Annotated in this window: 12 protein-coding genes and 1 pseudogene; 1 reads left to right on the forward strand and 12 read right to left on the reverse strand. The window is 64.3% G+C overall.

Features of this window, described 5'->3' with window-relative positions; translation table 11 throughout:
• Positions 1-292: 292 nt before the first annotated feature.
• Positions 293-1,852, reverse strand: coding sequence for a sensor histidine kinase (locus tag AC0C6X_RS23500; RefSeq protein ID WP_472955458.1), 1,560 nt, complete (start codon positions 1,850-1,852; stop codon positions 293-295).
• Positions 1,853-2,099: 247 nt separating this feature from the next.
• On the opposite strand from AC0C6X_RS23500, the gene AC0C6X_RS23505 reads away from it, so the two are divergent.
• A complete protein-coding gene (locus tag AC0C6X_RS23505) occupies positions 2,100-2,501 on the forward strand; it encodes a GFA family protein (RefSeq protein ID WP_173517010.1) in 402 nt (133 codons plus the stop codon).
• A gap of 56 nt (positions 2,502-2,557) precedes the next feature.
• Here AC0C6X_RS23505 and AC0C6X_RS23510 read toward each other — a convergent pair whose 3' ends face one another.
• From AC0C6X_RS23510 to AC0C6X_RS23560, 11 genes and pseudogenes are all read right to left on the reverse strand, one after another.
• The gene (locus AC0C6X_RS23510; RefSeq protein WP_472955460.1) at positions 2,558-3,325 is read right to left on the reverse strand and encodes an adenylate/guanylate cyclase domain-containing protein; all 768 of its coding nucleotides are present in this window, start codon (positions 3,323-3,325) and stop codon (positions 2,558-2,560) included.
• A gap of 252 nt (positions 3,326-3,577) precedes the next feature.
• Entirely contained in the window at positions 3,578-5,014 is a 1,437-nt protein-coding gene (locus tag AC0C6X_RS23515; protein ID WP_472955462.1) for a DUF1254 domain-containing protein, read from the reverse strand.
• Positions 5,015-5,174: 160 nt separating this feature from the next.
• Positions 5,175-6,023 carry a hypothetical protein gene (locus tag AC0C6X_RS23520; protein WP_173517013.1) on the reverse strand — a complete coding sequence of 283 codons (849 nt, stop codon included), beginning with the start codon at positions 6,021-6,023 and terminating at the stop codon, positions 5,175-5,177.
• A gap of 231 nt (positions 6,024-6,254) precedes the next feature.
• On the reverse strand, positions 6,255-6,677 hold the full coding sequence (locus AC0C6X_RS23525; RefSeq protein ID WP_173517014.1) for a YciI family protein: 423 nt from the start codon (positions 6,675-6,677) through the stop codon (positions 6,255-6,257).
• 292 nt (positions 6,678-6,969) lie between these two features.
• A complete protein-coding gene (locus AC0C6X_RS23530) occupies positions 6,970-7,668 on the reverse strand; it encodes a NapC/NirT family cytochrome c (protein WP_247960234.1) in 699 nt (232 codons plus the stop codon).
• A gap of 4 nt (positions 7,669-7,672) precedes the next feature.
• Positions 7,673-8,128 (reverse strand): nitrate reductase cytochrome c-type subunit, encoded by a 456-nt coding sequence (locus AC0C6X_RS23535; protein ID WP_173517016.1) that lies wholly within the window; start codon positions 8,126-8,128, stop codon positions 7,673-7,675.
• Positions 8,129-8,238: 110 nt separating this feature from the next.
• On the reverse strand, positions 8,239-10,746 hold the full coding sequence (gene napA, locus AC0C6X_RS23540; RefSeq protein ID WP_247960235.1) for a periplasmic nitrate reductase subunit alpha: 2,508 nt from the start codon (positions 10,744-10,746) through the stop codon (positions 8,239-8,241).
• Positions 10,721-11,027, reverse strand: a pseudogene (locus AC0C6X_RS23545) (chaperone NapD). The gene napA and the pseudogene AC0C6X_RS23545 overlap by 26 nt, the downstream one beginning before the upstream one ends.
• Positions 11,020-11,520 carry a ferredoxin-type protein NapF gene (gene napF / locus AC0C6X_RS23550; RefSeq protein WP_472955465.1) on the reverse strand — a complete coding sequence of 167 codons (501 nt, stop codon included), beginning with the start codon at positions 11,518-11,520 and terminating at the stop codon, positions 11,020-11,022. The pseudogene AC0C6X_RS23545 and the gene napF overlap by 8 nt, the downstream one beginning before the upstream one ends.
• An 8-nt stretch (positions 11,521-11,528) precedes the next feature.
• Complete coding sequence (gene napE / locus AC0C6X_RS23555) at positions 11,529-11,717, reverse strand: periplasmic nitrate reductase, NapE protein (protein WP_173517020.1); 189 nt, start codon at positions 11,715-11,717, stop codon at positions 11,529-11,531.
• A gap of 519 nt (positions 11,718-12,236) precedes the next feature.
• On the reverse strand, positions 12,237-13,697 hold the full coding sequence (locus tag AC0C6X_RS23560; protein WP_472955466.1) for an MFS transporter: 1,461 nt from the start codon (positions 13,695-13,697) through the stop codon (positions 12,237-12,239).
• Positions 13,698-14,060: the final 363 nt, after the last annotated feature.

A 14,060-nucleotide genomic window follows, 5' to 3' on the forward strand; every position in this document is an offset into this window, starting at 1 on the left:
CGCACGCCGACAGGCGCCGATGCCTTGCGATTGGGTGACCTGACGATGCAGGCGACGAGTTTTCTGGAAACGCTGGCCGATCCGTGCTCAACGAGGCAGGGATGGCGTGTGCTTGACTGCCTACTGCATGTCCGCCACTCAGCGGATCAAGGGAAGCAGTCGCTTTTCGCGATGGCAGGCACTTAACACCAGGCGGCACGGTGCGGCAAGCCCCATGCCCTTACCTGCCCTTGCCTGGCCTGCACGGCTGTTCGTCAGGACGCGTCCCCGCGGCAATCCCGGAAGGCAATCCTCATCGTGCCATGTTGAGCTCGGAGACCGGCATGGCGATGGTGCAGCGCAGGCCATCCGGCCCGAGGGCGAACGTGGTTTTCGCCTCGAGCTGGTAGGGCAGCGCCCGTTCGATCAGTTCGCGCCCATGTCCGGCGCTCTCGGCGGCTGACGGCGGCATGCGCACTCCGTTTTCGTGCCAGTCGATGTGAAGCCAGAGTTTCTGATCCTTTCCGGATTCGATATGCCAGCGAACGGAAAGCGCGGCGCCGGCCTGTCCCAAGGCTCCGTATTCGACGGCATTTGTCGCCAGTTCGTGCAGGGCCATCGTCAGCGTTTGAACGGTCGACGAACGCAGCTTCACGCCGGCGGGGCCGTCGAGCCGCACGCGGCCCATATCCGCATCCACCGCCGCCAGCTCCGCCCGGACCAGATCGTCGAAGGCGACCCTCTGCTGGTCGGTGAGGCGCGACAACAGGCCCTGGACCCTGCCGAGCGCGGACAGGCGACTGCCGAAATGCGTATTGAAATCCATCAGGTCCTTGCTCCTGCGGGCGGTGGTTTCGGCAACGGCGCGCACCACGGCCATCAGGTTTCTCGTGCGGTGCTGCAGTTCGGCGATCAGCACCTTCTGCCGGTCTTCCCATTGCCGCCGCTCGGTGGTGTCGGTTATCGCGCCCACCATTCGCACAGTCTGCCCCTGTTCGTCGTAGAAGAAGCGGCCGCGGCCATGCAGCCAGCGAACGGTTCCGTTCGGATGCAGGGTGCGAAACTCCGTGACGAACTCGCTGTGCGTCTCCCGCGCGCGCTGCAGCACGGCCTCCGCCTCCAGGCGGTCATCCGGATGAATGCGCGCGGACCAGCGTTCATAGCTGGGCGTCACCTCGTCGGCGCCGTAACCCAGCATGCGGAAGTGCGCGTCGCTCCAATGCACGTCTCCGGTCAAAACGTTCCAGTCCCAGAGCCCCAGGCCGCCGACCTCCACCGCCGTCCGCAGCCGTTCTTCGCTCGTCCGAAGCGCCGTCTCCACCCGCTCGCGCTCGATCAGGTCGGCCGCCTGGCGTGCCAGCACGTCGAGCAGGCGCAGTTCCCGCTGCGTCGGGGCGTGCACATGTCGCCAATGGGTCGACAACATTCCGATCAGCGCTCCGACCCGCGAGTGGAGCGGCGTGGTCTGCACCGCGCGGATTCCGGTCTGCCGGTAGTAGGCCAGGTCCGCCGTATCCTGCAGGAACTCGGCCGTCTCGATGTCCGAAACGACGACCCGCTGCCCGGTGCGAAGCGCGAGCGCACAGGTGGAGGCCTGGTCCACGCTGACCCAATGCCAGAATTGCGCTGCCTCGTCGCTGAAGCCGCGATAGGAAAGCAGGCACAGCTCTCCGCCGTCCCCCCGATCGGCATGCAGCATCTGCAGGCTGGCGAATTGCGAACGCATGATGGCGGCCGCACCATCCAATATCGTGTCGTAGATGGCCTGCGGTCGTCCGTCCTTGATCAGTTCGAGGCTGATGGCCTGCAGCCGTTTGCTGTCTTTCAGCTCGGCCTTCATCTGTTTCCGGCTTTGACGGTGCGCGCTGGTCATCGGGCGCTCCCTTCTCGACGACACCCCGAGCGGGGCGATAGCCGTGCCGGGACGTTTCAGCTTACCGAGAACGTCCTGTCGCCGCCATCGTTCCAGCGTTGCGCCCTGAATCTCCGCGGATGACCGCCCCCCTGGAGATCGCCGTCAGTGCAGGGGCAAGCCCTGTTCGGCGGGCGCCGGCCACCATTGCAGGCGCCGTCCGATCGGCGCAGTATCCCGGCACGTCAATTGCGGGATCGATGCAGCCATGATCGAGGGCACATGTCATTGCGGCAATGCGAAATGGACACTGGAAGGCGACCCCGGCTCGATCACCGCCTGCAATTGCACGCTCTGCCGCCGCTACGGCACGCTCTGGGCCTATGACTACGAAGGCGAACGGATCACCCTTGCCGGGAAGACCACCTCCTACGTCCGCGCCGACGCGAAGAACCCGTCGCTGGAAATCCTGTTCTGCCCGACCTGCGCCGGCGTCGTCGCCTGGCGCAGCCTGCATCTCGACGACCGCGGCCGCCGGCGCATGGCCGTCAACCTCAGGCTGGCGCCGCCGGAACTGGTCGCCGACCTGCCCATCGACCATTTCGACGGTCTCGACACCTTCGAGGACCTGCCATCCGACGGCCGCTGCGTGCGCGACCTCTGGGCGTAGCGAGCCATCGACGGCCATGGCAGCAGGCTCACTCCAGATTCCAACTGCGCAGCCGATCAATGCGTCGCGAGCACCCTCGCCTCGACCGGCTGGTCGATGCCCTTGAGCACGAGCAAGCGCGTCGTCGCGCCCGTGGTCAGCGCCCCTGCCTCGGCGGCGGTCTCGGGCGAAATCAGGATCTCGCCGGCCTCGGCCTGGGATTCGAGCCGGGAGGCCAGGTTGACCGTGCCGCCGATTGCGGTGAAGTCGCTGCGGAAGCTCGAAAATTCGCCGATCTCGACATCGCCGCTGTGGATGCCGACCCCGACGCCGAGCGGCTGGCCTTGGAGCGCGTCGAGCTGCAGGCTGCCCAGTGCTGCCGCGCACAGACGCTGGATCTCCCGTGCCGCCAGGATCGCGGCTTGCGCGTGGTCCTTCCTGACGATCGGAAAGTTGAAGATCGCCATCAGGCCATCGCCCATCTGCTTGTTGACGATGCCGTCATGCGCCCAGATGGCCTCCGCGCAGCGATCCTGGAACAGGCTGACGATCTCGCTCAGCCTGGCCCGCTCGATCTGCCCCGAAAGATGGGTGAAGCCGCGGATGTCGGCAAACAGGATTGTCGCGTTCGCCGCCACATGGCTCTGCTTCTTGACGTAGCGGAAGGAGCGCTCGCAGATCGTACAGATGTTCGGGTTCATCTTGCTGCGGGTAATGCCGAAGGCGCGAAACGGCAACGCCAGCGGCCCGCGAATGGGGATCGGCACATGCATCTGATCCCAGCATCCCCGGCAGATCCTGGCGTCGCCGCGCTGGGCCGACTGGATGGTAGAGGCTTCGGTCATGGTCTGCATCTGCTCCGGCTCACATGGCCCGAGGGGCGTGGACGAAGCTTCTGCCATCTGCCGCGCTTTAGCAACGGCTGGAATAATGCGAGGCGCCCGCCGTGCGGCGCCGCCGTCACTCGGAAAACAGGTTCGCGGCCATCGATGATGGTCTCCCGCAGCGAGTTACAGCGACCTTTGCGCGTCGGATAAGACGCGGCGCTGTAATCCCGGCGCCTTCCTTCGAAGGCGCCGGGCAGCGCGCAGATGTCGTCACGCCTTCTTGACCGGCGGAATGACCCAGGAGCCGTCGAGAATGGACGGCGGGCTGTCGTCGGGCCAATAGAGCCGCATCATCAGGATGAACTTGTCCTTCGGCGCAGGCAGCCAGTTGCTCTCCTTGTCTGCTCCGGGGGACTCGTTCTGGATGTAGATATCCGTCGATCCGTCCGGGTTTGTCTTGAGGTCCTGCCGGGCGCTGATCGAGTAGCGATTGAGCGGATTGTCGACGAAGAAATATTTGTCGTCATACATGGTGATCGACCAGAACCCGCGCACCGGCGGCAATTGCCCCTTCGGGAAGGTGACGACGTATTTGTTCGCCCCGTGATAGGCGCGCGCAAACAGGCCGTCTTTCGATTTGAGCGAGGTCGGATAGATCGCATCGTGGGGGCGATTGGCGCCGAGGCCGATCGCCGTGACCAGCGCGCGCTGGAGATAGCCCGTGCCGTAGATGCCGGTCTTGGTGGTAAAGCCCCAGCCGTTGATATCCTGGACGTCGCCGTCGCTGAACTTGAAATGCAGCATGATGCGATGGAAGGCGATGCCGGGAATGCGCGAGACGAAAGCGGCATCGAGCTTGCTCTTGTCGAAATCCTGGCCGGGCACGATGCCGATCCCGGCGAACTTGGCGACCGCCTCGGCATCCGCAGCCGTCGGCGGATTGGTCTTCATCTGTTCGCAGAGCAGCGTGAAATATTCGACCGCGTCCATCCGGTTGACCTGTTCGCGCACCGCCGTCTTCATGTCGATATCCGGATCGACCTTGCCGGGCGGCGGCGTCCAGTCCTTGCCGTAGGCGCTGAGTGGCACCAGCTTGCACTGGTCCTGCAGCGCATGGACCGCCGCATAGTCCTCGGGCGTCCCGTCGCAATAGATGCGCCCGAGGATCCAGACGATGCTCGTCGGCGACTTGTACTCGGTCACGCCCTCGGGAAGGGTGCCCTGCCAGCTGGGTCCGGTGATCGCATAGGACTGCGCGCCATCCCCTGTCGTCCGCCTGCCCGGCACCTGGAACACCGTCGTCCAGCCGTCGAGCATCGGAAACAGGAAGTAGCGATCCTTCATGTCCGGGATCGACAGCACCCAGGGTTCCTTGCCGACGTCGACGAAGGCGGTCGTGTAGAGCGTATCGGCGTTCGGCGCCGTCACGTCCTTGAAGGAGGCGTTGGGATATTCCCGCAGCTTGATGATGTGGCCCATCGGCCCCTTGCTGCCTTCGGGCTGTTCCACATTCGTGATGACACGGCGCGTGATTTCCATCGTGACGAGCGGATAGCCGTAGATATAGGCGTCCACCGCCAGCCAGAAATCGTCGGCCGCTTCGACCGGATCGAACAGCGGAGCATCCAGAGCATTTGCGGGTAAATGTGAAACCGTTGCGAGCAGGCCAGCGCCTCCCAAAGCGACGGCACGACGTGTCAAATCCATGTTTGCCTCCCTTTAACCCTCATGACGGAGGGAGGTTAGCATGGCCTAGCGAATACTACTAGACATTGTGTACGATTCAGCTTTCGCGTGGGCTTCGGACGAGCGCGGCTGCCCCGCATGGCGGGGCAGCCCGGGATGCCTTGGACTGCGTGGCAGCCAGTCAGAACGACAGGCGGTTGCTGGACCAGACCGGGCCGAGGCGCTCTTCTTCCTTGAGCGTGGCGGAACCGTAGGAGAAGCGCAGGCCGCCGAAGATGGTGCTGGTGTCGCCGGACACCGATGCGTTCAGGCCCGAAAGCTCCTCGTTGGTATATTTGTAGCCGGCAAAGAGCGTGACCGGGACGGTGTCCAGCCGGTAGTTTGCCGTCAGCTTCAGGCTGCGCAGATCGTAATCGATGTCGTCCTCGCTGAGGCGATGGAGCGAGCCGTCGACGTCGAAGCGCAGATTGTCGGTCGCGTAAATGCGGGCGCCGAGCGAGCCCATATAGTGGTCGGCGTCGATGTCGTCGAAGTCTTCCACGCTCGCTTGGCCATAGCCGAACGCGCCATGCAGCGTCCAGGTATCGAGGAAATAGGCCCCTTCGACGCCACCCATGTAATCGTTGAGGTCGACACCGATGCCCGGATCGAGGCGCGCGCCCTGAACGAAGATGCCGGCCGCATAGAGTTCGGTGCGGTAGTAGCCGTGCAGCGCGCCGTCATAGCTGTTCGTATCGACATCCTCATAAGAAGCGCGCGTGTAGCCGAGATCGACCTGCAGGTTCATGCCGGCGCCGGAGTCGAAGTTCACGGCACCGCGCAAATCCCAGGCGCTGGTATCAATGTCGCCGGGCGTGTCGACGCCGCCCGCATAAGAGCCCTCGATATAGCCGGCAATGCCCCCGAGCGATTGCTCCACCGGCACTTCATAGGCGTCCTGCGTCCCGACGAGCGGACCGTCGATATCGGCAGCAGCCGCGATCGAAACACTCGAAAAAAGAAAAATGACGAAACCGCTCGCCCTGACCATTGCCCCACTCCGGTTGAAACCCCAGAGATAGGTAAGCGAACATGGTTAATACAATCTCTACGGGAAGACTGAAGGGCGCAGGCGGATAACCGCCATCCGCCTGCTCCGTTACCTCTGGCCCGGACAAGTCCCCTCTCCCCGCTTGGCAGGGAGAGGGCAAAGTCCTCGGGTTTAACCTGAGGAGAGGGGCAAGCTCCACCCACCCGAAATCCGGCGCAACAAGGGCGCCTTTCACTGCTTGGCGATCTTCTCGCGCAGGCGCTCCTCCTGCTCGGCGAGTTCCGGCGTCAGCGCCTCGCCGAAATCCTCCGCCTCGAAGATCGGACGGATTTCGATCTCGCTCGGGCCGGGCATCGGGTTCGGGCAGCGCTTCACCCAGGCGATCGCCTCGTCCATGTCCTTGACCGTCCAGATCCAGAAGCCGGCGACCAGTTCCTTGGTCTCGGCGAAGGGACCGTCGATGACAACGCGGTTCGGCCCGTCGAAGGCGACGCGGGCGCCCTTCGACGAAGGCTGCAGCCCCTCGCCCGCCTGCATGATGCCGGCATTCACCAGTTCCTCGTTGTATTTGCCCATGGCTTCGAGAAGCTCGGTCGTCGGCATCTTGCCCGCTTCGCTGTCCTCGGTCGCCTTTACAAAAACCACTACGCGCATCGTCCATTCTCCTCTGTCACGCCGGTCCCGGTCGTTGCGGGTCTGGGGCGCCGGCGTGGTGAAACCCAACTAGTGAGAGCAGGTTGCAGGCGAAAGACCCGCACGGACTTTTTTCCTATCCCGCCCCGGTGAAGGAAGCCGAATTGGCCTCCCTGGCTAAATGACGAACGGCAAATGACCGTGCCGACAATGGTGGCGAAATTTTTCAGAAGAAAGAAGAAGTAGGGCCACGCCGCGCCGGCATGGCCCTCTTTCGTCGCTGTCGCCCGCCGAACCCCTCGGCCGCAGCGTTCTATTGCGTCTGTGTGTGCACCTCCGCCAGTGCCTGCCGGAGATCGTCGATCGGCGTCTGGCCCGCCATCTTCTTGCCTTCCAGTTCCGGCGGCATCTTCCAGCCGGGATCGATGCCTTCCATGTTGGGCAGTTCGTGCGCGATGCCCTTGTGGCAGTCGATGCAGGTGGCCTTGCCGGAAAGCAGGTAGCGGGTATGGATCTCGGCCGCCCGCTGCGTCTGCTTCTGCAGGTCCATGGCGACGGAGGAGTGGCAGTTGCGGCATTCCAGGCTGTCGTTGGCCTTCATGCGCGCCCATTCGTGCTGCGCCAGTTCCAGCCGCTTCTCGAGGAATTTCGGCCTGGTGTTGATCGTGCCGAAGATCTTGCCCCAGACCTCCTTCGACGCCTGCATCTTGCGGGCGATCTTGTCGGTCCACTGGTGCGGCACGTGGCAATCCGGACAGGTGGCGCGCACGCCGGAGCGGTTGGAGAAGTGGATGGTGCGCGTCAACTCCTGGTAGACGTTGTCATGCATCTCGTGGCAGGAGGTGCAGAACTTCTCGGTGTTGGTGAGTTCCAGCGCCGTGTTGAACGCGCCCCAGAACATCACGCCGCCGATGAAGCCGCCGAGCGTGAGGAAGCCCAGGCCCAGCGTGCCGGCCGGCGTCGCCATGATCCGCCAGGCCCAGAGGATAGCTTTCCTGATCCATGCGATCATGTCGTCACTCGCTTCCGGCCGGCTTGAAGCCCAACTCGCTCATGTCCTTGAAGTTGCTCGGCACCAGCGGGCTGGTGTCCGCCTGCGGCACGTGGCAGGCGGTGCAGAAATAGCGCCGCGGCGAAACGTCGGCGATCATCTGTCCGTCGCGCGTCATGTAATGGGTGACGCTGATCATCGGCGCGCCGGAGTCCTGGGTGAACTCGCGCTTGTGGCAGGAAAGGCAGCGGTTGGCATTGACCGAAAGCTCGTAGCCCTCGATCGAATGCGGAATGACCGGCGGCTGGTCGGGATAGGCGCGCATCTTGCGCTTGTCGTCGACCACCCATTTCGGCAGCGGTGCTGCCGCCTCCGTCGCCATCTGCGGCGTCGGCCCTTCGAGCTGCGGCACCAGCTTTTCCGCCACCTGAGCCACGGCGGCGGTCGTGACGAACACCATCAGTCCGGCGGCGATCGCCATCCAGACGGATCGCGTCGGGCCGGTGCCGGCAGAGGTCAGAAGCGGTTTTGGAACGGCCCCGAAACGACGAGACAGGACGTTTCCGCAAATCCGCTTCAGCCGAGAAAACCCTAGAGGGTGACGGGAAGAATCTTGACCGCGCATTTTTTGAAATCCGTCTGTTTGGAGATGGGATCGGTGGCGTCGAGGGTAACCTTGTTGATCAACTGGCTGGCATCGAACCAGGGAACGAAGACGACGCCGGGCGGCATGCGGTTGCGGCCGCGGATATCGACGCGCGAGCGAATTTCGCCGCGCCGCGAGACGATGCGCACTTCCATGCCCTGGTTGATGCCGCGCTTGCGGGCGTCCTCCGCATTCATGAAGACGCGGGCGCCGGGAAACGCCTTGTAGAGCTCCGGCACCCGCATGGTCATCGAGCCCGAATGCCAATGTTCGAGCACGCGGCCGGTGACCAGCCAGGTGTCGTATTCCTCGTCCGGGGACTCGGCCGGCGGCTCGTAGGGCACGGCGAGGATGACCGCCTTGCCGTCCTTGTTGCCGTAGAACTTCACGCCGTCGCCCGCCTTCACATAGGGGTCGAAGCCTTCGCGGTAGCGCCACTTCGTCTCCTGGCCGTTGACGACGGGCCAGCGCAGGCCGCGCACCTCGTGATAGGTGTCGTAGGGCGCCAGGTCATGGCCGTGGCCGCGGCCGAAGGTGGCATATTCCTCGAACAGGCCCTTCTGGATGTAGAAGCCGAATTCCTTGGCCTCGTTGTTGTCGTATTCGGCGCTGACCTCGGTCAGCGGGAAGCGGTCGACCTCGCCGTTCTTGAACAGAACCTCGAACAGCGTCTTGCCGCGATAGTCAGGATTGGCGTCGAGGATTTCCTTCGGCCACACCTCGTCGGTGATGAAGCGCTTGGAGAACTCCACCATCTGCCAGAGATCCGAGCGCGCCTCGCCGCGCGCCTGGACGAGCTGGTGCCAGACATGGGTGCGCCGCTCGGCATTGCCGTAGGCCCCCTCCTTTTCCACCCACATGGCCGCGGGCAGGATCAGGTCGGCGCTCATCGCGGTGATCGTCGGATAGGCATCGGAAACGACAATGAAATTGTCCGGGTTGCGATAGCCCTGCCAGGTCTCGTTCGAGGTGTTCGGTCCAGCCTGGACGTTGTTGTTGACCTGCACCCAATAGAAATTGAGCTTGCCGTCCTTCAGCATCCGGTCCTGCTGCACGGCGTGATAGCCGGGCTTTTCCGGGATGATGCCGTGCGGAATGCGCCAGATCTCCTCCGCATGCTTGCGGTGCTCGGGGTTGGTGACCACCATGTCGGCCGGCAGGCGGTGCGCGAAGGTGCCGACCTCGCGCGCGGTGCCGCAGGCAGACGGCTGGCCGGTCAGCGAGAACGGGCTGTTGCCGGGCTCGGAGATCTTGCCGGTCAGCAGATGCAGGTTATAGACCATCTGGTTGGCCCAGACGCCGCGCACATGCTGGTTGAAGCCCATGGTCCAGAGCGACATGACCTTGCGGTTGGGGTCGGCATAGAGCTCGGCGAGCTGCTTCAGGAATTCCGGATCGACGCCGGTCAGCTCGACGGTCTTTTCCAGCGTGTATTCCGAAACGAATTCCTTGAACGCCTCGAAGTCGATCGGCTCGGTCTTGCCCGGATCCTTGGAATTGGCGGCGTTGACCTCGACCGGATTGTCGGGCCTCAGGCCATAGCCGATATCGGTCACGCCGCGGGCAAACTTGGTGTGCTTGTTGACGAAGTCCTCGTTGACCTTGCCGCTCTCGATGATGTGGTTGGCAATATAGTTGAGGATCGCCAGATCCGTGCCCGGCTTGAAGACGATGGGGATATCGGCGAGGTCCATGCTGCGATGGGTGAAGGTCGAAAGCACCGCGACGCGCACATGCGGCTGGCCGAGGCGCCGGTCGGCGACCCGCGTCCACAGGATCGGGTGCATCTCCGCCATGTTCGAGCCCCAGAGCACGAAGGCATCGGCGTTCTCGAAATCGTCGTAGCAGCCCATCGGCTCGTCCATGCCGAAGGTGCGCATGAAGGCGACGGCGGCGGACGCCATGCAGTGGCGGGCGTTGGGGTCGAGGTTGTTGGAGCGGAAGCCCGCCCGCATCAGCTTGGTCGCCGCGTAGCCCTCGAAGATCGTCCATTGGCCGGAGCCAAACATGCCGAGAGCCGTCGGCCCCTTCTCCTTCAGGACCTTCTTCGCCTGCTCGGCCATCACGGTGAAGGCCTCGTCCCAGCTCACCGGCTCGAACTCGCCGTCCTTGGCGTAGACGCCTCCGCGCTTGCGCAAAAGCGGCGTCGTCAGCCGGTCCTTGCCATACATGATCTTGGAGAGGAAATAGCCCTTGATGCAGTTGAGGCCGCGGTTGACCTCCGCCTGCATGTCGCCATGGGTGGCGACTACCTGGCCCTCCTTCACGCCCACCATCACGCCGCAGCCCGTGCCGCAGAAGCGGCACGGCGCCTTGGACCATTTGATCTCCAGCGCGCCAACACCGCCCGGCACCGGCTGGGCGGTCGCAGGCAGGGCAATGCCGGCCGTAGCGGCGGCGATGCCGGCCGCATGGGCCTTCAGAATGTCACGCCGCGTCAGTTCTCCGCTCATGGCTCCTGCCTTTCCTCTTCCATTTCGACATGCTCGAAAACCATGTTGGCCGAGATCACCCCATCAAGCAGCGAGATCCTCGACAGGCATTCGCCGAGCGCGCCCGTACTTCCGCCTTCGATGACGACGACGATCTTGCCGCCGCCATGGCCATGGATTTCGACGTTTTCCATTCCCTGAAGCGTAGCGATCACCGCCTCGGTGCTGTCAGGCATCGTCGCGACGACGGCGCTCGATATGTGATAGGGCGTGCCCGCCCGTGCCGTCGGGGCCTCAGACATGAGCCACCTCCGCTTCCGGTGCCCTGACCGCGATCGCGCTGACCGGACAGCCGCCGAGGCAGGCGCCGCAGCCGGTGCATTTGGCTTCGTCGATCTCGGGCAGGAACGGCCCGCCGATGACAGGGCGAAAGCGGATGGCCTGCTCGGGACAGCTTTCGCCGCAGGACTGGCAGGCGACATTGCGGCGCGCCAGGCACGTGTCGGTGATGGCGGCCACATGGGGGAAGCGCCGCACGTCCTTCTCGGCGAATACCGGCTCCGGACAGGCCTCCGCGCAGGCGCCGCAGAAGGTGCATTCGCCGCGCGCGAAATCGATGAAAGGAAGGCCGTCGGCAAGACGGATTATGCCGGTGGGACATCGGTCAGTGCAGGCGCCGCAGCCGGTGCAGGCACGAAGGCTCACCTCCGAAACCCCCGGCGGCCGGATGCGCACCGGCTTCGGCGCAGCGCGGCCGGTAAAGAGTTCACGGCGTGAGAGAGGTTCGGCGCCCATGGCTCGTCTCAATGCCCGGGCGGGCCCGGTGGGCCGAAGACGATCTGCAGCATCCAGACCAGGAAGCCGTAGCCGCCGACCACGCCGACGGCGACGATCGGCCAGATGCCGAAGGCGAGCACCAGGAAGGTGATGAGCTCCGCGCGCCGCGACCGTGGCCGGTTTTCAATCGGCTGCTGCTGAACGATCTCTGACATTCCAGCGTCCCCCAACACAATCTGCGGTAAGATGCGTCACCCGAAATAAAAATCAATCCCATGACTTCCGGATGACACATCTGCGTCTTCCCGCAACGTAAATGCCGGGCAGGCGGGGACATTGATCTGTGTCAAATTGACAAGACGCAAAAACAAGAAAAACGACGGCGATTTACGGATCAGGCTCCTTTTTTACTCGCTAGAATCGGTCGAGTTTACGATCCCAGTTCAATTTCCGCTCAAAAATCCGGCGATCCGGGCTCGATTGCGATTTCGGCGAAGGCTCGGGAGTCATCGCCGAACGCGGGCTTCGACGCGCCGCAACGCTTGCCGCCAGCCACCACCAGACCCTGCTCACCTGCAACCTATGGCTTTACACCTCTCCATGGATCAGCCGCGAAATCGCACGCGCTGAGGTGCGTCAGCGCAGGAACGCTGCTGAACGGCGCAAGACGACAAAGCTCGGGGACGGGTCCAGCGTCGCATCAGGTTTGTCGACTGATGCCTGCCTGGTCCGATTTAAGCTCGCGATGAGCCATCACGTCCCATCTTGGGGCCCTCTCGTCGTTTTGCCAGCTTGCCGCCTGCCACGCCAATCGCAAGCGCGACGACGGTCAGCACACCCGCGACCGCGAAGGTGACCTGCATGCCCGTCGCGACCGCCGCGGGCGCGGCCGTGGCGATATCGGCGGCAGCCGTCGCCGAGGCAAAAACCGCCCCCATCACCGAGGCGCCGGTGACGAGACCGAGGTTGCGCGAAAGGTTCAGCAGGCCCGAAACGACGCCGCGCCGGTCGGCTGCGACATCGGTCATGACGGCCGTGTTGTTGGCCGCCTGGAAGAGCTGATAGCCGGGCGTCAGCAGCGCGATCGCCGCGATATAGCCGGCGACGCCGGCCAAGCCAGGCAGAACGGCCAGCGCAAGGCAGCCAGCCGTCATTGCCACGAGACCCGCAACGACAATTGCGGCCGCCCCCAGCCGATCGACGATCCGGCCGGCGACCACGCCGCCGAAGGCCGAGATGACCGGGCCTATCGACATGACCAGCCCGACCAGCGCCGCATCGAGCCCGAGCCCGCGGGAGAGATAGAAGGGCCCGACCACCAGCGTCGCCATCATGACCGTCGAGACCAGCGCGTTGGTCGCAAGGCCGGCGTTCAAGCCCGGATCGCGAAACATCGAGAGCCGGATCAGGGGCGAGGTTACCCTTGCCTCGACCAACAGGAAGAGCCCAAGCCCGAGGGCGGCGGCCGACAGCAGCGCGATGTTGAGCATGCCGAAACTGCCGCGCCCCATGGTCATCGCCAGCGCATAGGCGCCGAGCGAAAGCGCCAGCAACAGCGTACCCGGCACATCGAACCGGACGGACGCCCTGCCCTCGGTCTTCCGGTCCGCAGGCAGGTGCCGATGGGCGAGAAAGAGGGCCGCAAGCCCGAGCGGCACGTTGACGAGAAAGATCGCCCGCCAGCCCGGGCCGGCAGTCAGCGCGCCGCCGAGCGAAGGCCCGAGCGCGGTGCCGACCGCCGACATGGTGCCGAGCAGCCCCATGGCGCTGCCGGTCCTCGCCTTCGGCACCGCCTCGCCGACAAAGGCCATGGTCAGCGCCATCATGATTGCCGCGCCAATGCCCTGCACCGCCCGCGCCGCGATCAGCAGCGCAAAGCCCGGCGTGAGGCCGCAGATGACCGAGGCGGCGGTGAAGAGCGCAATGCCGGCAACGAGCAGCAGCCGGCGACCAACGATGTCACCGAACCGCCCGACGCTGACGATCAACGTGGTGATCGCCAGCAGATAGGCAAGCACCACCCACTGCACCGCCTGAAAGGACGCACCGAAGGCGTCGGCCAGCGCCGGCAGCGCGACATTGGCGCTGCTGGTGCCGAGCGAGGAAAGCAGCATGGAAAGCGAGAGGCTGGCGAGCACCCAGCGAAGGGAGGGCGCCGGAGTGGCCGGGGCCATCGCCGTGTCTGTCGCGGTCATCGGCCACCTCCCGCGCGCAAGGCGTCGCGACGCGCAAATCCCGCACAGGAAATCACGGAAAAACAAACGGATAGAGCGACTTCGTGACTCTGTTTGTGCGGCAATCTCCTGCCATCGGACCGGGAGATCAGGGACATCGAAAAACGGCCAAAGGCCACGGGCGCCAGCCGGCGTATGAGCATCGGGAAACCCTCCAAAATCGGTTTCCCGCGAACCTAGTGTCTCGACGTATGGGGCGGAAGACGCAGCATTTGCACTTCATTCGTGCGTTTGACGCCACATCACGATCGAACTCGTGTTATGAGAGGCGATGACCAGACCCGACCTCAACCTGCTCGTGACCCTCGATGTGCTGCTTTCGGA

Source organism: Ensifer sp. VA4, assembly GCF_055710065.1.